This window comes from Lachnoclostridium sp. An76 (genome assembly GCF_002161355.1).
In the GTDB taxonomy this organism is placed as follows: Bacteria; Bacillota; Clostridia; order Lachnospirales; family Lachnospiraceae; genus Mediterraneibacter; species Mediterraneibacter caccavium.
In genome coordinates, this window is sequence record NZ_NFHL01000002.1 from 391,879 (window position 1) to 409,691 (window position 17,813).

18 protein-coding genes and 1 pseudogene are annotated in these 17,813 nt (G+C 50.7%); 4 read left to right on the plus strand and 15 right to left on the minus strand.

The annotated features are described in order from the left end of the window. Positions 1 to 65: 65 nt before the first annotated feature. The 6 genes from atpG to B5G27_RS05925 all read right to left on the minus strand — a co-directional run bounded on the left by atpG (position 66) and on the right by B5G27_RS05925 (position 4,544). The gene (gene atpG / locus B5G27_RS05900; protein WP_087178000.1) at positions 66 to 950 is read right to left on the minus strand and encodes an ATP synthase F1 subunit gamma; all 885 of its coding nucleotides are present in this window, start codon (positions 948 to 950) and stop codon (positions 66 to 68) included. 4 nt (positions 951 to 954) lie between these two features. Then, the gene (gene atpA, locus B5G27_RS05905; RefSeq protein ID WP_191374851.1) at positions 955 to 2,460 is read right to left on the minus strand and encodes a F0F1 ATP synthase subunit alpha; all 1,506 of its coding nucleotides are present in this window, start codon (positions 2,458 to 2,460) and stop codon (positions 955 to 957) included. A gap of 16 nt (positions 2,461 to 2,476) precedes the next feature. After that, complete coding sequence (gene atpH / locus B5G27_RS05910; protein WP_330398991.1) at positions 2,477 to 3,025, minus strand: ATP synthase F1 subunit delta; 549 nt, start codon at positions 3,023 to 3,025, stop codon at positions 2,477 to 2,479. Continuing rightward, positions 3,000 to 3,509 carry a F0F1 ATP synthase subunit B gene (gene atpF, locus B5G27_RS05915; RefSeq protein WP_087178003.1) on the minus strand — a complete coding sequence of 170 codons (510 nt, stop codon included), beginning with the start codon at positions 3,507 to 3,509 and terminating at the stop codon, positions 3,000 to 3,002. Before atpF ends, atpH begins: the two co-directional genes overlap by 26 nt. 76 nt (positions 3,510 to 3,585) lie before the next feature. Beyond that, a complete protein-coding gene (gene atpE / locus B5G27_RS05920; protein ID WP_087178004.1) occupies positions 3,586 to 3,810 on the minus strand; it encodes an ATP synthase F0 subunit C in 225 nt (74 codons plus the stop codon). Positions 3,811 to 3,887: 77 nt separating this feature from the next. Then, the gene (locus tag B5G27_RS05925) at positions 3,888 to 4,544 is read right to left on the minus strand and encodes a F0F1 ATP synthase subunit A (RefSeq protein WP_087178163.1); all 657 of its coding nucleotides are present in this window, start codon (positions 4,542 to 4,544) and stop codon (positions 3,888 to 3,890) included. Positions 4,545 to 5,243: 699 nt separating this feature from the next. Between B5G27_RS05925 and B5G27_RS05930 the strand changes: the two genes are divergently transcribed. Next, positions 5,244 to 5,963, plus strand: a complete 720-nt coding sequence (locus B5G27_RS05930; RefSeq protein ID WP_242958241.1) for a YwaF family protein — start codon at positions 5,244 to 5,246, stop codon at positions 5,961 to 5,963. Here the strand turns inward: B5G27_RS05930 and B5G27_RS05935 are convergent. The 5 genes and pseudogenes from B5G27_RS05935 to B5G27_RS05955 all read right to left on the minus strand — a co-directional run bounded on the left by B5G27_RS05935 (position 5,916) and on the right by B5G27_RS05955 (position 11,732). Then, positions 5,916 to 6,797, minus strand: a complete 882-nt coding sequence (locus tag B5G27_RS05935; protein ID WP_242958258.1) for a hypothetical protein — start codon at positions 6,795 to 6,797, stop codon at positions 5,916 to 5,918. The two genes, B5G27_RS05930 and B5G27_RS05935, sit on opposite strands and share 48 nt — an antisense overlap. A 130-nt stretch (positions 6,798 to 6,927) precedes the next feature. Beyond that, positions 6,928 to 8,823, minus strand: a complete 1,896-nt coding sequence (locus B5G27_RS05940) for an extracellular solute-binding protein (RefSeq protein ID WP_087178006.1) — start codon at positions 8,821 to 8,823, stop codon at positions 6,928 to 6,930. Beyond that, positions 8,820 to 9,692: an ABC transporter permease gene (locus B5G27_RS05945; protein WP_087178007.1), complete on the minus strand. Its 873-nt coding sequence runs from the start codon at positions 9,690 to 9,692 to the stop codon at positions 8,820 to 8,822. The genes B5G27_RS05940 and B5G27_RS05945 overlap by 4 nt, the downstream gene beginning before the upstream one ends. A 505-nt stretch (positions 9,693 to 10,197) precedes the next feature. Next, a pseudogene (locus B5G27_RS16585) lies at positions 10,198 to 11,286 on the minus strand (ABC transporter ATP-binding protein); the annotation flags it as partial. Between the two features lie 59 nt (positions 11,287 to 11,345). Continuing rightward, positions 11,346 to 11,732, minus strand: coding sequence for a GNAT family N-acetyltransferase (locus B5G27_RS05955; protein ID WP_275533032.1), 387 nt, complete (start codon positions 11,730 to 11,732; stop codon positions 11,346 to 11,348). A gap of 280 nt (positions 11,733 to 12,012) precedes the next feature. Here B5G27_RS05955 and B5G27_RS05960 point away from each other — a divergent pair, with 280 nt between their 5' ends. Further along, positions 12,013 to 13,272, plus strand: a complete 1,260-nt coding sequence (locus B5G27_RS05960) for an IS110 family transposase (protein WP_087178009.1) — start codon at positions 12,013 to 12,015, stop codon at positions 13,270 to 13,272. An 85-nt stretch (positions 13,273 to 13,357) separates the two neighbouring features. On the opposite strand, the gene B5G27_RS16590 is transcribed toward B5G27_RS05960, so the two are convergent. Together B5G27_RS16590 and B5G27_RS05965 are read right to left on the minus strand one after the other, a co-directional pair. Next, positions 13,358 to 13,483, minus strand: a complete 126-nt coding sequence (locus B5G27_RS16590) for a hypothetical protein (protein WP_275533030.1) — start codon at positions 13,481 to 13,483, stop codon at positions 13,358 to 13,360. 135 nt (positions 13,484 to 13,618) lie between these two features. Then, positions 13,619 to 14,071, minus strand: coding sequence for a hypothetical protein (locus tag B5G27_RS05965; protein WP_087178010.1), 453 nt, complete (start codon positions 14,069 to 14,071; stop codon positions 13,619 to 13,621). Positions 14,072 to 14,581: 510 nt separating this feature from the next. Here B5G27_RS05965 and B5G27_RS05975 point away from each other — a divergent pair. Together B5G27_RS05975 and B5G27_RS15975 are read left to right on the plus strand one after the other, a co-directional pair. Continuing rightward, entirely contained in the window at positions 14,582 to 14,866 is a 285-nt protein-coding gene (locus B5G27_RS05975) for a hypothetical protein (RefSeq protein WP_206608978.1), read from the plus strand. 287 nt (positions 14,867 to 15,153) lie between these two features. Then, a complete protein-coding gene (locus tag B5G27_RS15975; protein ID WP_162611187.1) occupies positions 15,154 to 15,333 on the plus strand; it encodes a hypothetical protein in 180 nt (59 codons plus the stop codon). A gap of 168 nt (positions 15,334 to 15,501) precedes the next feature. Here B5G27_RS15975 and B5G27_RS05980 read toward each other — a convergent pair whose 3' ends face one another. Together B5G27_RS05980 and B5G27_RS05985 are read right to left on the minus strand one after the other, a co-directional pair. Further along, a complete protein-coding gene (locus B5G27_RS05980; protein ID WP_087178165.1) occupies positions 15,502 to 17,073 on the minus strand; it encodes a hypothetical protein in 1,572 nt (523 codons plus the stop codon). Further along, positions 17,066 to 17,773: an ABC transporter ATP-binding protein gene (locus B5G27_RS05985; RefSeq protein ID WP_087178012.1), complete on the minus strand. Its 708-nt coding sequence runs from the start codon at positions 17,771 to 17,773 to the stop codon at positions 17,066 to 17,068. The genes B5G27_RS05980 and B5G27_RS05985 overlap by 8 nt, the downstream gene beginning before the upstream one ends. Positions 17,774 to 17,813 lie beyond the last annotated feature (40 nt).

The following is a 17,813-nucleotide window of genomic DNA, read 5'->3' on the forward strand; positions in this document are numbered from 1 at the left end:
GACCCCTCCCAAAAGGGGTCTGACCCCTTTCAGGAACAATTTCGAAACATTCATGAATATTCCAACTATTTCTGCTGTGCCCTTGCACCGCTGCACACTTCTGTGATCTCCTGTGTGATTGCCGCCTGCCTTGCCCTGTTGTAGATGATGGACAAGTCATGGATCAGGCTCTGGGCGCTGTCCGTGGCGGATTTCATCGCCATCATGCGGGCGTTGTGCTCGCTGGCGTATGCTTCTACCAGACATCCGTATATCATGCCGGTCACATAATTTGGGATGATGCTGTCCATCACGACTTCTGCCGACGGATAGAGATCGATCGCCTCGCGGTACATGTTCAACGGCATCTTCATCTCATTAAATGAACTTCTCTCCAGGGGCAGGAGCTTTAATACTTCTGCCTCTGACTGGACGGAGTTTTCCATCCGCGTGTACACGATATAGATCTCATCCAGCTCTCCGGCACGGAACTGTTCCAGCAGAACGCCCGAGATATCCCTTGCCCTGTGCATGGTCGGCTTCTGGACTGTATACTGGAAATTCGTGTCGATCTCCACGCCCCGCTTCGCGAAATAGTGCCGCCCCAGCTCTCCTACGACAAACAGTTTGTGGATCCCGGGTTTTTCAAGGATCTCTTCCTCCAATTTTACCACATTGTGGTTGTATGCCCCTGCGAGCCCTTTGTCCGCGGTTACTACGATGGAGCCGATCTTCCGCTCCTCGGCAGGGATCTTCTCCCTGATGTCAAAGAAATGGTGCTCCAGTTCCGGCAGATGCCTTAGTATCCTGGAGATTTCTCCCTGGAGAGCGTAGAAATACGGTTCTGTGTCCATCAGCTTTTTCTTTGCGTGAGTCATCTTTGAGGAGGAGATCATGTACATGGCATTCGTGATCTTCATCGTGTCTTTGACACTGTTGATGCGGCTCTGTATCTCTCTGATATTTGCCATATTATCACCTGCTCTTCTTGAATTCCTTCGCGGTCTCCACGATCTTTTCGATCAGTTCCTCTGAGAGCGCCTTCGTCTCCTCGATCTCCTGTCCGATCTCCGGGTGCGCGGTCTCAAAATATGTCAGCATATCCGCCTGGAACTTTTTGATCTCTTTCTTCTCGATCCCCAGCAGCACTTTATGGGTCGCCGCGCACAGGGTGATCACCTTCTCATGGAGAGACAGCGGATGGTACAGCGGCTGCTTTAACAGCTCCATCAGCCCGCTGCCATACTCGAGCTGCTCCTTTGTCGCAGCGTCCAGATCAGAGCTGAACTGTGTGAACACTTCCATTTCCCTGTACTGCGCCAGATCGATACGGATGCTTCCGGACGCCTTTTTCATTGCCTTTGTCTGCGCCGCGCCGCCCACACGGGACACAGAAAGTCCCACGTTCACCGCGGGTCTCATCCCGGATGCGAAAAGACCGCTCTCCAGGAAGATCTGTCCGTCTGTGATAGAGATCACGTTTGTCGGGATATAGGCGGATACATCCCCCGCCTGCGTCTCGATGATCGGCAGCGCGGTGATCGAGCCGCCGCCCTGCGCATCGCTTAAGCGGCTGGATCTCTCCAGCAGTCTTGAATGCAGATAGAAGACATCTCCCGGATAAGCCTCACGTCCCGGAGAACGTCCCAGAAGAAGGGAAAGCGCGCGGTAAGCCACGGCATGCTTGGACAGATCGTCGTACACGATCAGCACATCCTTCCCCTGATACATAAAGTGTTCTGCCATTGCTGTCCCCGAATAAGGCGCAATATACTGGAGCGGCGCGCAGTCGCTTGCCGTGGATGACACTACGATCGTGTAATCCATCGCCCCATGGGTTTTCAGTGTATTTACCACCTTTGCCACTGTGGATGCTTTCTGCCCGATGGCAACATAGATGCAGACCACATCCTTGCCCTTCTGGTTCAGGATCGTATCCATGGCAATGGAAGTCTTCCCGGTCTGCCTGTCCCCGATGATCAGCTCACGCTGTCCGCGGCCGATGGGGAACATGGCGTCAATGGAAAGGATCCCGGTTTCCATGGGCACGCTGACAGACTTGCGGTCAATGATCCCCGGCGCCTCCCGCTCAATGGGGCGGTAATCATCCGCCTGGATCTCACCTTTCCCGTCGATCGCCTCGCCCAGCGCGTTGACCACGCGTCCGATATACGCATCCCCTACCGGCACGCCGGCTCTCTTTCCTGTCCGGGACACCTTTGTGCCCTCGCGGATCCCGGTATCGCTGCCGAAAAGGATGCAGCCGATCTCGTCCCTGCGGATATCCTGCACCATACCCTTGAGCCCGTTCTCAAATGTAACGATCTCGCCGTACATGGCATGGTCGATCCCGTAGATCCTGGCGATCCCGTCGCCGACGGCAATGACAGTGCCCACTTCACTGTCTCTGCTCATTTTATCAAAATTCTCTATCTCTTCTCTCAGGACAGAGATTATCTCATCTGAATTGATTGAACCCAACTTGTTCACCTCCAGGTTAATGTATTGCGCAGCCCAGTTCCTGCGCCAGCCTGTCCATGCGGCCCTTTATGCTCCAGTCATACTCATCGCTCCCCACACGCAGGAGAAATCCTCCGATCAGGGAATCATCGCGGAGGACGGAAAGCTTCGCCTCTTCTGCTCCGTATTTGCGGCAGATGAATGCCTCGATCCCTTTTTTCTGCGCCTCGCCGGGAGGTGTGACACAGTACAGTCTGGCATTAATGATCCCCGCCTGCTTTTCCCTGCACCTGTCATATGCGGCAAAGATTTCACGGATCAGCCCCATCTTCTGGTAGCGGCATACCGTCTTCATAAAACTCCGCATTTCCGCAGGAAAAACCTTATCCGCCACACTGTACTTTGTTTTCAGAGGGATCGTCGGATTCATAAACAGATCCGTAAGCTGAGGGACTTCCCGCAGGATCTCCCTTGTCTTATCGACTGCCCCCTCCGGGATGTTCATCCCAAAGAGCACCTTTCCGTACGAAACTGCCGGCGATGAGCAGCGCACTTCACGATCAGTCTTCATTTTCACTGCCCTCACCTGTCTCTCCTGCCGTCTCTTTCAGGAACTGGTCATACAGACTGCTGTCCGTCTGCCCGTCTCCCTTCCCACTCATGATCTTAGCGGCAGACGCCACTGCAAGCCCTGCGATCTGTGACTGGAGCTCCTTCATCGTTTTTTCCCGCTCCACGCGCACGGTTTCTTTTGCAGACTCAATAATGCTTCCTGCCTTGTCCCCTGCCTCGCCGACGATCCTGTCATACTCTGCCTTCGCGGATCTGCGGGCACTGTCCACGATCCGCAGGGATTCCTGTTTTGCCCCGTTTAAGGCTTCCTCATATTCCTGCTTCATCCGGGCAGCCTGATCCTGCATGTCCTGCGCGTTCTTGAAGCCCTCTTCGACCATCTGCTTCCTTTTCTCCATGATCTGCGTCACGGGACGGATGAGGAAATGCCTCAGCAAAAGATAGAGGACGACAAGGTTTATAATCGTATAGACAAGGTTCATGTTTATCTGAATCACCTTTTTGACCTGCCTTTCTTATCAACTTCTCCGGCTGCGCCTCATCGGCAGCATTCCGGGATACAGCCCTCCGTCCTTATTTCAGGAAGAAAATGATCATGATACCGATGATGAAACCATAGATCGCGGTTGCCTCTGCCAGCGCGCATCCGAGGATCAGGTTCTTGCTGATCTTGCCTTCTGCCTCAGGCTGTCTTGCGATCGCCTCTGTCGCCTTGCCTGTCGCAATACCGATCCCGACTCCTGCTCCGATACCTGTCAAAACTGCAATACCTGCTCCGATAGCTATAATTGTTCCCATTGTCTTAATCTCCTTTTTTCTTATTATTTATAATAACTGTTTGTCTTCTGTCCCTTATATGTATAAAAAGAAGGGCTCTACTCCATTTCCTCCGTCATGAAGAGCGCTGTCAGGAATACGAATACATATGCCTGGAGCAGCCCGTCAAAGAGGTCAAAATAAAAACTCACCGGGATCGGGACGATCAGCGGCACAAAATATTTCAGAAGCTCTAATACAACAAATCCTGCCAGCATATTGCCGAAGAGTCGCATACAGAGCGACAGAGGCCTTATCACGACCTCCAGCGCCATGATCGGCGCCACCACGGGTACCGGCTGCCCGAAATGCTTTAGCCAGTGTTTTACTCCGTTTTTGCGGATACCTGAAAACTCGATCACAAACATGCTCATGATCGCAAGCGCCGCGGTCACATTCAGATCTTTTGTGGGCGGCTTAAACCCGAACAGAGCGATCGTGTTCGCCACACCCAGATACAGCAGGACCGTGATCAGATATGGTACATATCCACGGTTCTCTTTGCCGATGACGCCCTCGAAGAAATCCTGCGCCCAGCTTATCGCTGCTTCCAGTGCGAGCTGTACTTTCCCGGGGTTCTCTACCCTCAGGTTTCTTGTCAGGATAATGGACAGCACGACAAGCACTGCCATGATGATCCAGGTGACAACGACTGACTCTGAGATCCCGCCCAGGACCGGAAGGGTGAAGACTGTCTCGCAGTTCAGCTCTTCCATCAGTGTTTCTGTCAGATTTCCCGTATTACTCCCTCCTTTTCTTCTCTTTTTTATTCTGGGATCGATCCTTCCCGGCACGATATTTTCCATCCCCGCGGGATTTTTTGGTACAAAAAAAGGAGTTGTTCCTCTTTGAACCCCTTGAATCTATTCCCGGCTTTTTCCGGCGGTTTTTATCCTGTTTTCCTGTCGTCACAGAAGCTGTCTGTCCGGATAAATCCCTGCGCCTTCAAAAGCTGTAACAATATTACGCCCGGTCAAAATTTTTGTCAATATTCATCATCTTAAGCCGGGAGATCCTTCCGCAGGCTGATTTTTATTTCATTTTGCCCTTTTTCAGCCGTCACGGAGGTCGGTTTTTTATTCATTATTTATCGACTTTTTTCAAAAAAAAAGAGCCGCCTGATTTTTTTATGGTTTTTTCACAGTAAAACCAGGCTGAAAATAATTTATTTTTGTTGATTTAGTACAGTGCTATGTCTATTTTTTAACAATCCTTAGTCAAAAGGAAGGAAACCCGTATAATCCCGGGAGGATTTGAGGTATAATGATTACACATCCGTGTAATCCGAAGCGATTCCATCGCTTCGCCCCGCTCCCGCGGGGATTATACCGGGACCCACGGCTTGAAAAGTAAATGCCGCTTGCGCGGCGCTTCCTTTTCTGCGCCCGTGGTATAATGTAAAAGAGGTGTGAAAGATGGGTAAGAAGTCTTTGTTGATGAGATTGTATTTTCCCTGTTGGTCTGACAGGGTGTTTTTCCTGTGCGGTGTGCTTATGCTGTGCAGTGAGGTCTGGAAGCAGCTTGTCCTGACTTTTTCCCTGGGGCACGGGGCATATAACTGGTGGTATTTTCCATTCCAGCTTTGCAGCATCCCCATGTATGTGCTGCTCGCCTACCCGTGGCTGCGCAGGGAGAGCGTCCGCCGGATGCTCCTCGCCTTCCTGATGAGCTTCGGCCTCCTTGGCGGTATCGCTGTGTTTGCGGATACAAGCGGCCTTATGTATCCTCTGTCTGCCCTGACCGTGCATTCCTGGACGTGGCATTTCCTCCTGATCCTTATCGGCATCAGCGCGGGCGTGGTCTACTTCCAGAGGCTCCGGAGCGATGCCAAGAATGTCCTCTTCTCCCGCGCACTGTCCGAGGCGCTGCCGCTGCGCCCCTTCATCCACGCTGCCATTTTCTATCTCTGCTGCTGCGCGCTGGCGGAAATCTTCAACCTGACACTGGACAGATATGGCCTGATCAATATGTTTTACATCAATCCCGACCTTCAGATGCAGCAGGTCGTCTTCCGGGACCTAGTCCCCCTCATCGGCAATCTGCCCTCTATCCTTGTCTACATCACATCTACCGCTGCGGGCGCCTTTTTATTCTTCCTCGTCTGGAACCTGCTCTTCCGGGTCATCCGCAGATAGATGCCCCTGCGCAGAGGCATTCTCTTCTCTTGCGATCTTAAGGAAGTCTCTGTCCGCCGCCTTCCTGCGGGGGATAAACCGTCCCGCCACGCTCCCTTTCCCACGATTTTTCACGTAAAAGAAACCAATCACCGAGAAGATCACTGCCCCGATGAAATTAACGATCAGGTCCTGCATCGTATCGATCAGTCCGATATCCAGGTAGCCGCCAAGCCCCAGTTCCTGTCCGTTCACCGCAGTCTCTGAGATCCCGCTGATCACATAAGGCACATTGTGCCCGGCCGGGTCGAGTGTGACCGAGCGTATCGTATGGATGACCGTGTCTTTCTGCATATCATATCCGATCAGCGTATCCATCCCAAACTCAAAGAATTCCCAGACCACGCCGATCGTCATCGAGAAGCAGAAGGCAACGATCGCCGTAAACAGCGGGGACAGGTTGAATACCGTCCTCTCGCTGCGGTTTAAAAGATCAACAAGGGAAAATCCGATCGCCGCCGCCAGAAACCCGTTGATCGTATGCAGTACAGTGTCCCAGAACGGGAAGACCAGATAAAACTCACTGATCTCCCCTAATATTTCCGCCGCAAAGATAAACACAAGGATAATGATCTCCAGCGTGGTCGGGAGCTCCACTTTAAAGGTGACCTGCACCAGGCTGGGCATCACCAGGAGCAGGAGCGTCAGCGCGCACAGGAACACATTCTCGTAATTCCTGTTCAAAAGCTGAAGGACCAGCATGGCGATCACCAGGATGCGCAGTGTAAAAAACACGATAAACGAACTTCTGTGCTCGCGCAGTTCCATGGAAAGGGCGGCCCCCAGCTCCTTCATCCGCCCTTTCTTCCGGCCGGTTTCCCGACCGGTTTTCTGTTCATTCCCCGGTCCATTTCCCTGTTCATTTCTGTGTCTGTTTTTCCCGTCTCTGTCCATAGCCCACCACTTTCTTTTTCATCCTTCCAGGTCAGTCCGCATTGCTCGCCGCGATCTTCACCCGGCTCCACAGGTCGCTGATGATCTTCTTCGTATCTTCATTGTATACGAACACTTCGTCATTCTCATTGTCCGTCCGCGGGATATAGGCATTGATCCCTTCGTAATCGCCGCCCTCGCCGGAAAGCACCTCCATAACTTCCTCGTTCGCGGAAGTATAGCCCACATAGCTGGAATTGTCATACGCCCCGTCGTAGTCGCTGGCGAAGTTGATGAATGCGTGTGCCAGTTCCGGATTCTGTGCGTTCTTCGGGATCACCATGGCGTCTGACCAGAGGTTGGTCCCCGACTCCGGCATGTAGTAGCCCATGTTTTCATTTTCCGCCATCACATACGTAGCATCCCCGGAGTAGATCAGCCCCAGAGCTTTGCGCCCCTGCGCCATGTTGTCAATGATCTCGTCTGTCACGATCTCCGTATCCATTGTCTCCACGCAGCGGACCAGCCATTCATAAGCCTCCTGAAGTTCTTCCTCATCCTCTGTGTTCATAGAGTATCCCAGCGCTTTGAGCGCCATCATAAAGGAGTCTCTCTCTGAATCATACAGGTAAACGTCTCCCTTATACTTCTCATCCAGGAAGATATTAAAGCCTTCTCTCTCCAGATCTTCAATGTCTACCTTTGTCTTATCATAGACAATTCCCACGGTTCCCCAGAAATACGGCACTGAATAATCATTATCCGGATCATATGGAAGTCCTTTTACCGCGTCTGACAGTTTATCCATGCAGTCCAGCTTTGATTTGTCGAGCTTCTGGAGATAATCCTCTTCGATCAGCCTCTGGATCATATAGTCGCTGGGCACGAGGATATCATAGGGCTCACCGTTCGCCACTTTGATATACATCTGTTCGTTGGAGTCAAAGTTCTCCATCACCACTTTTGCCCCGGTCTCTTCCTCAAAATCCGGGATGATGTTCTCCCCGGTATATTCCCCCCAGTTATAGATATGGAGAGTCTGACCCTCAAAGGGGCGGTCCGCGCCGCCTGCCCCGCCCTGGTATACCGCGAGTACAGCGATAATAAGCACAAGGCATCCCGCTGCCGCAGGGATAAATTTCTTCCGTCTCCCCAGCTCAGACCTGGCGCTCTTCTTCGCCGCGATCATCGGGGCGATATTCACGATCAGCAGCACGATCGTAATGATCACGACCACAAGAGTGGACACCGCGTTAATGCTCGGATTGACCCTCTTGCTCATCGTATAAACAACAATACTCAGATTCTTTACCCCCTGCCCGGTCACGAAATAGGAAATGATAAAATCGTCCACGGACATGGTAAACGCGATCAGCGCTCCCGAGACGATGCCCGGCGTGATCTGCGGGACAATGACTTTGGTCAGCGCCTTCCACGGAGTCGCGCCCAGATCCATCGCCGCGTCCGCCAGGTTCGGATCCAGTGCCCGGATCTTCGGCATGACGGACAGGATCACATATGGGATACAAAATGCGATATGCGCCAGCAGCATGGTCACATACCCCTTCTCCACCTGGAAGGTGATAAACAGCAGCATAAACCCGATCGCCGTCACGATCTCCGGATCCATCATAGGAAGATTGTCCACCTGCTCCATGATATTGCGCAGGACCTTCCTGGAACTGCTCAGCCCGATCGCGGCGATCGTCCCCACAACCGTGGAGATCAGCGTCGCCAGCACCGCCACGCTGAATGTTGTATAGAGTGCTGTCATCATATCGCTCGATTCCAGCATATGCTGATACCAGCGCAGGGAGAACCCGGTAAAGCTGGTCAGCGATTTGCTCTCATTAAAAGAGAACACTACCATATAGATGATCGGCAGATAGAAAAACGCGACCATAAGCGTCATCAGTATCTTCCCGAAAATACGTCTCTCCTTCTTCATGACTGCGCCTCCTTCCCGCCGCGGGCGCGCAGCCCCGTTTTTCGGATGCCCTGGTTATGCTGTTCGATCCTGCGCACCGCCATCATCAGCAGCATCATGATGACCGCGATGATCATGGAGATCGCGCTTCCGAAGTTCCACTCTCCCACTGTGATAAACTGGTTCTCGATCATATTTCCGATCAGGAAATATTGTCCGCCGCCCAGCAGCTTCGGGATAAAGAAGGAGCTGACCGCAGGCAGGAACACTAAAGTGATCCCGTTGATCACCCCCGGCAGGGAAAGCGGGAGCGTGACCCTGCGGAAGGTCTGGACCGGGTCTGCCCCCAGATCCGCGCTCGCCTCCAGCAGGGAATGGTCCATCTTGGTCAGCGATGTATGCACCTGCAGGATCATAAATGGCAGGAAATTATAGACCATGCCCAGCAGCACCGAGCCCTCCGTATACAAAAGCTCCATATCCCCCAGCCCGAACAGGCCCAGGATCCGCTGGAGGATGCCGCCCTCGCTCAGGATGCCGATCCATGCGTATGTACGCACAAGCATGTTGATCCACATGGGGAGCGTGATGCACAGGATCAGGACATTCTGCGCCTTCTCACTGCACTTTGAGATAAAATACGCCGCCGGATATCCCAGGAGCAGGCAGATCAGCGTCGTCTTCACCGCAATGGCAATGGATCTCCACAAAATAAGCAGGAAATCCGGGTCAGTAAAAAATTTCACATAGTGGTCCAGTGTAAAAGAAAATGAAATAATGCTGTTTCCCTGTTCCATGACCGAATACAGCGCGATCAGCAGCATGGGAAGGACCAGCATCAGCGCAGCCCACACAACATACGGCAGCGCAAGCTTTGAAAACCTCTTCATTCAGACTGCACCTCCCTTAAAACACTTCTCTGGACATGACGTGGATATCCTCCGGGAAGAACGTAAGCCCGACCTCACGCCCTTCTTCGACATAATCCGTGGTATGTATCTTAAATTCGCGCCCCGTGGTAGAGAAAGTGATCCGGTATACCCCTTCTTTTACATGTTCCGGCTCAAAATCATAATCCACACTCAGGTCAATGCTCACATCCTCATCGCTTAACTTCCAGCCCTGGGCGCCCGCCCATGTCTTCAGGTCCGTGTCCAGCGCCTGGGACTCTGTGATCTCGTCCACAGTCTTAAAGAAGTTAAACGCCATGACGCCTTCGTTCGCCTTTTCATTTTTTACGAACGGCTGGTCCACCACATGGATCGTCCGCTCCACGCTCGTACCGTTCGCCGTGGAAAATACGACCGGGTACGCCCCTTCCTCTTTGGACAGATCATACTCGACCTTTGCGATGGAAATAAACTCGTCACTGGCAGGATCCCATGCCTGCGCGTTGGAGAGCGCGATGATCTCCTTGTCGTTTAATTCCTCCACATCGTCAATATCCACGAAAAAGTCGCTCGCGCTGATCTTCTCCTTCCCGTCCGCGCTGGTCACATCCTGATTGCGGATCACGCGCATGTTCACTGTCACGCTCGTCCCGGGAACCGTCTCCACCATGATCTCATAGTGCACGCCTTTAAAGAGGACGCTTAAGACCTCCCCTGTCATTTTCCCGTCTTTTACATCCACGATATCAATGTCCTCCGGGCGGATGACCACATCCACAGGCTCATTCTCCTTAAAGCCGAAATCCACACAGTCAAACGTAATATCGTCAAAGCGCACTTTGTAATCTTCCAGCATGACCGCGGGGATGATATTGCTCTCCCCGATAAAATTCGCGACATAGCGGTTCGCCGGCTCATTGTAGATATCCTGCGGGGTGCCCACCTGTTGGATCTCGCCATTCTTCATGACCACGATCTTGTCAGACATGGTGAGCGCCTCTTCCTGGTCATGGGTGACAAAGATAAAGGTAATGCCCACCTCCTGCTGGATCCGTTTCAGCTCGTACTGCATCTCCTTGCGCAGCTTTAAGTCCAGCGCTGCCAGAGGCTCGTCCAGGAGAAGTACCTTCGGCTCGTTCACCAGGGCGCGGGCGATCGCCACGCGCTGCTGCTGCCCGCCGGAGAGAAGGGTCGTATTCTTATCCTCATATCCTTCCAGGCCGATGAGTTTCAGCATCTTCATCACCTTCTGGTCGATGACGTCCTTGCTCATCTTCTTGATCTTCAGCCCAAAGGCGATATTCTCATACACGCTCAGATGGGGAAACAGGGCGTATTTCTGGAAGACCGTATTCAGCTCCCGCTCGTAGGGCGGCTTCTTGCTGATCTCCTCCCCGTCAAAGATCACGCTCCCCTCGTCCGCATCCAGGAATCCGCCCAGGATCCGCAGGAGCGTCGTCTTCCCGCACCCGCTGGGTCCGAGCAGGGTGACAAACTCATTTTCATAAATATCAAGATTGACGCCCTTTAAGACGATCTGCCCGTCAAAACTCTTCACAATATTCCGGAATTCTATTAGTTTTTTCTCTTCCATCCCGTACTCTCCTCCTTTTTCTCTCACTGAGATTTCTCCATATGTACGCAGGGAAGCATCTATCCCTGCACCATCCCTTTCATTAAACCGCTGCTCTCTCCCCGGCACATGTGATATTCTTTTTCACGGGTATCCGCATCAACGCCTTCTTCCGCGATCCGGAATCCCTCCCGCTGATAGAACCGCACTGCGCCCGTGTTCTTTGCATACACATTCAGAGTCAGTTTTCTTTTTCCTCTCTTCGCGTGATCCAGGAGCTCTTTCCCGATCCCCCGGCCCTGCGCCTCTCCCCGGACAAAGATCCCTGCAATATAATCCTCAGCCAGCCCGATAAATCCCAGGATCTGAGCTTTATCTTCATCTGTATACACATACACCTCCGCCTGAGAGATCATTGCCTTTACTGTATCATAATTATATTCCGCCTTTCTGCGAAAGACACCAATGAGTCATGAAACGTATTGGCTAACTTTCGCTTTCTTAATCTATCTTCCTTCTGATATTATTCTTTTATAAGACTGACACACTACAGAACACGTGGAGGTGAGTGGTGGGGCTGTATAGCGGCGACCCCGCATAATTATTTGTTGTCGGTCATCCGTTAAGGCATCAATGATTGGCGCATTCCCGTAGCCCGTACACTTATCTCTTCCAAAGTCGACTCGATTTTGCCGGATGACCAGTCACTGTCGGTCTTATGACTATAAATATCAGGAGGTTATGTGATTGTCTTTTAAAATTCTCAAAAACAATTGTTGTGGCCTTGATATCCACAAAACCTGGATCTATGCCTGCATCGGTATTACAGATTCCCATGGGCGTACAGAGTATAAGCAGGCTCGCTTCTCTTCCTTTACAAAAGGTCTGCAGGAGCTGTGTAACTGGCTTGCAAAGTATCATTGTACTGACGTCTGCATGGAATCTACCGGCAAGTTTTGGATCCCTGTATTTAATATCCTCGAAAAGAATAATATCCACGTTACTCTTTCCCACCCCAAATATACCAAACCGCAGAAGGGAAATAAGACGGACCGCAAAGATGCCAAATGGATCTGTGATCTGTATATGTGCGGTATGGTCAAGCCCTCCTTTATCCCTCCCGCTGATATCCGTCAGCTAAGGGATCTGGTAAGATACCGTTTCAAGCTCACCTGTATGATCACCGGTGAAAAGAATCGTGCCCATAACTGTCTTACCGTCTCCAATTTTAAGTTGGACGAGGTCTTCTCTGATATATTTGGAAAATCTTCCCGTTCCATTACGGAACAAATTTTACAACACCCCGGGGGAACTTTTGATGTGGCACCTTTTGTTGACCGCAGATGTAAAACTCCTATTGAAGAGATACAGGCTGCTGTCGATGGTGCTATCTCAGCAGAACAGGCGGTGAAGCTCAGACAGTGTCTGGATCACATCGATGAATTAGAAAAGCACAAAGCAGAAATAGAACGGGAAATCTTTCGTCTCAGTGACAAATACGAAGAAGCCCTTAATCTTCTGCGAACCGTACCAGGATTCGATAAGAACCCAATGACTGCTATCCAGGTCATTTCTGAAATCGGTGCTGATATGTCTGTCTTCCCCACAGCCAAACACCTCGTTTCATGGGCAGGATGCTGTCCTCGTAATGATCAAAGTAATCAAAAAGTCAAATCAACTCGGATTTCCCGTGCTGGTTCTTATTTTAAACCAGTATTGGTGCAGATTGCAAATGCTTTGATCAAATCGAAGAAACATCCTGAGTTTACTACCCGTTATCGACGCATAAAATCTCGCCGTGGGCACAAGAAAGCCATCATCGCTGTCTGTCATATGCTCCTGACCGCTATCTGGCACATACTGACAGATTTAAAGCCGTATACTCCGGAAGGCTTTCTGGAACATCGTCCTGTAAAGCAATCAAAAGTACTGACTACTTCGCAGGCGCTTAATCTGCTGAAACAGAGGGGATATATCATCAAAGATGATACTGTTCCGGCCACCTGATTAGGTGTTGTTGTATCAATATTAACTTTTTGGAAGCCACCGAAAGATGGCTTTTTCGTGCTGACCTTTGGTTTTTCTCTATCCGCTACGTAATTGTTTCACACTTTCCCTTCCAGTACTCCGGCGGGATAAAATCATGGGCTTTCAGATTCGTATCCAGCCAGATCTGCGCGACCATGTCCAGATCTGCCGCCTTTATTTTTCTTATCATATTCAGACTTCCTTTTCAAGTACTGCTGCATCCCTCATATTCCAACACTTTTCCTACCGCCGCAATGGCAAATGCAGACATTCCAGTCTCCTTGCACGTATTGAACATTTTCTCACGATCCCCTCTCCTCGACTTTTACTTTTTCTCCCTGGCCTCAGGTCCATGATCTTCTCTGAAATATGCGATCAACGCATATATGATAAAAATGCTTACGATCGCTGTTGTTCCGATTATCGGCACCATCGCAAAAGAATAAAAATCATATACAACCAGTGTGATATCAATAAGTGAAAACATGGATACCAGCCCTGCCGACATAGCGCATGCCATTTCTCTTCCTATTGGCGTCTGAAACCCAGGTCTGCGTTTCAAAAAACTGCTGTACGTAAACAGAGACAGGACAGTAAGAAGCAGCATGACCCACAGCACCCATTTCCCCGCCGAATCATTCGGCTCGCCGCTGCCGCTCCAGTGTACGGCAATGCTTCCGTCAGCGAAAAAGGTTCCCGCCAAAGCTGCAATACCTGCTGCCACTGCCATTACGATGGAAATATTTCTCCACAGTCTGACCGGCGCCAAATGGAACATGTCTGCACTTCCTTTCTCTACTATTGCATTTTCCTGGTGTCAAACCATTACCGAATACAGGCATTTACGAATTTCATAGCTGTATATCTCATCCCGACAGTTGACTGCTCTGTATTCGTATCAACAAAACCTATTATTCTTCTAATTATATCAGCCACTTTCAGCATCTTCAACAGCCCTTTCCATTCAAAACACGCCTCTTGCATCAACCTCATCTCAAGTGTTCTCAGCACAAGCGTTCTCTTGCTATTCTTTCTCCTTCATGGTATCATATTCCCCACAGACAGCAGTCCTGACACAGCGTTGCCGCCATATCTGATTTTAACCAGATCCAATTATTTCATATCCCGGAGGGATACCATCCGGAACTCATCTGAATATCATTGCCCGTATCGGACAGATATCCAATGAAAACCTTGAAAATTTACAAAAAGAAAAAGCAGACTGCTGTATGATGTGATATTATAATGATATGGAGACAGTCCTGTGCCGCTGGAAACGGAGGTTCTATTGCAGGACAAAAACAAAAGAAAAGACGGACCCGCACATTCCGAAGACCTGGCGCTCAAATCCGCGGCAGCTTACTTCGGAGACGAACTGATCCACTGGCTTGGCATCAGAGAGCGGGCGCTCCGGGCAGTTCCAACAGAGATGGTGGAACTGGAAACCCGCCACATGTATGAGGATTTTCTCTATGAAATGGAAAACGGCATGTATTACCACTTTGAATTTGAGAGCGATTCCATTTCCATTGAAGATTTACGGAGGTTTCGGGAATACGAACATACCGGGTAAGCCTCATCCGACTGAAAGACGAAAACGGTGACCGGCTGCTGAAACAGCTTGCAGAGAAAACCGCAGGGGACCTGACCCGTGAAGACATCATCCCCCTGCTCTTCTCCCCGCTCATGGGAGGACGATTCGGACAAAAAGAGCGCATCCTCCGATGCATAGAGGTATTAAAAAACGCAGAAACTATTTTCCCGCAAAACGATATCCGAAAAATGGAAGCAATTTTATACACTTTTGCAGTTAAATTTCTCGATGACGATGAACTGAAATCAATCAAGGAGGCGGTTGCAATGACAAAACTCGGACAGATGATATGGAATGACGCATTAGAAAAAGGACGCGAGGAAGGGGAAGAACGTTACAGCAGACTGATCCTTCTCCTCTCCAAAGAAAATAAAAACGACCTGATTGTAAAGATCGCATCCGATCCCCAATACCGTGAAGAGCTGTATAAGCAGTATGGGATCTGATGCAGGACAGATAAGGAAGACCGGCCAGGCTGAACAATAAAATCTAAAATCGGACAGAGACAGGATTTTCCCACCGCCTCTGTCCGATTTTTTTCTTCAGTTCCCCTTCTATGCCCCAGCTGCTGTCCGCGTAACTACGGCGCAGACTTAAACCGCAGCACTTCCCTCTCACGCCCTCAGCCTGAATGTCTTCGGCGCGAACCGATACACAAGAACACAGGCCACAACCGAATAGACCACGCAAAATGTGATGCATGCGATCCCGAACACCAGGATCGGCAGCCTGACCTGCATCAGGAAGAAGCAGACCAGATAAGTAACGAAGAGGATGACCTGGTACATGCCGCTTTTCATCTCTGTCCCCGCATTGTACGGCTGCAGCAGATAATAGATCGTCAGGTAGTGGATCGAGAAAAACAGGCTCATACAGAGGATCGACACGAACAGCACCACATAGTTGAACGGATTCTCTGTCCCGCCGGATGCATACAGGACCGCGCACAGCCCGGCGCCGACCACGACAGCGGGAAGCGCATTGATCTTCATGATCTCCCGCAGGCGGATCCGGAACAGTTTTAAGATAAAGCGCGGCTGTTTATAGAAAGAATATGTCAGCAGACTGTGGTCACAGTTCATAAACAATGCCTTTGTAAACCCCGTCCCCCGGTTGACGGCATACATGATAAAGGTAAAATACGGGAGCCAGGTCATGACCATTTCATTGATCTCCTTTCTCGCCCCCGGCGCCAGTGTCAGCGCAACGGCCGCCGCACAGCTTAAAACAAGACAGATCCCGGCAAGCCGGACCGCGGATTTCCACAGGATCTTCCTGTGCCGCTTGATGAAGAGTTCATTCAAGTATTCAAAACCGCTGCGCTTACTTGTAATGGACGCATCCGCAGAGATGGATCTGTCGCTCACTGTCCTTGCCGCCTGCTTCATTGTATCCATCTGGCTGACGACCTGGGCGAGCAGCTCCTGGTTCACTTCACGGTAATGCCCGAAGGATATGATCTTGCGGGCGCTGAGGATCCCTGCCAGGATAAACAGCCCCATCACAGCCATGGATGCAGCGGCAGGAAGCACGATCCCCGCGGCAGGCAGGCCATAGGCAAGCGCCAGAAGGACCGCTGCGAAGATCCAGAGGTGCTTCCTGATCTTGTTCTCATTGTAGACATATCCGCTCCTCTCATAATCCCACAGGGAATACGCCGCCACAGCAGCCTTGATCCCTGCCACGGCAAACGGGATCAGGATACAGAACCAGACCGGCACTCCCCTCTGCATTCCGAACAGAAGCGAAAACGGCAGAAAGCCCACGATCACCTTCAGTATCATATATCCGTAATTGACCAGCGTATATTCCCGTGCACTCATGCGGAGCTGGATCATGGCATAGTACTTGTCCCTCGTCGGATTAAACAGACTGGTATTCATGTACGCTCCGATCACGGTCAGGAAGAGCAGGATATGAAGGAATGTCTGATCTTCCGGGACATTTTTGTACAGGATACCAATGCCGCAGACCATGGTGATAAAATATAAAAATTTCCCAAGAAACACTGAAATAACTTCCCATATAACGGATATGATATTTGCAAAGATTTTCAGCCCTCTCACTCCGTATAGCGCATCCGGCAGGATCTTCTTGATCAGCGGGATCTGCTTGATGGCAAAGAGGATGCTGTTTACCCGGTATGTATTTTTCAGTGAAAAAGAAATCCGTAATGTCTTATACATGATCTTCCTCCCGCAGCGCAGCAATGATCTTCTCCTTAAATTCCCTGCTGTCCAGGTTGGACTTCTCCACTACTTCCAGCTCCCCGTGGCTGAGCAGCACGATCACATCGCACAGGTCCAGCGCCAGATCCATAATATGGGTGGAGAAAATCGTGATCCTGCCATCCTTCAGCGAACGAAGGAGCTGCTTCATCTCTTCCGCCACGACCACGTCAAGGGATGTCAGCGGCTCGTCGAGCAGGAGGATCTTCGGCTCTGCAATGATATTGACAAGCATCTGCATCTTATTTTTCATTCCATGGGAGTAGTCTTTCATCAGCTTGTCCCTGTCTTCCGGTTCGATGCTCATAAAATCGAAATATTCGTCAATACTCTTCGGCTCTCTGATGGAATCAGAGTTAATATCCAGAAAGAACTTCAGGAACTCACGCCCGGTCAAAAATTCCGGCACAGCGGGCATTGACAGCACATAGCCGATGTCTTCAGGCTTCACTTCCCCGCGGTTCCCGTTCTCTTCCAGATAAAAGCTCCCGCCGTCCGCCCGGATATCCCGGTTGATACAGTTAAAGAGCGTAGTCTTTCCGGCGCCATTGCGCCCGAGGAGGCCGTAGATTTTCCCCTCTTCAAACGTAAAGTCAATATCTCTCAGCACTTCCTTCTTATCAAAATGTTTCTCCAGATGTTCAATGATAAACTTCATGTCTTCTCCTTTATCCTTATACCAATCATTTTTCATGTAA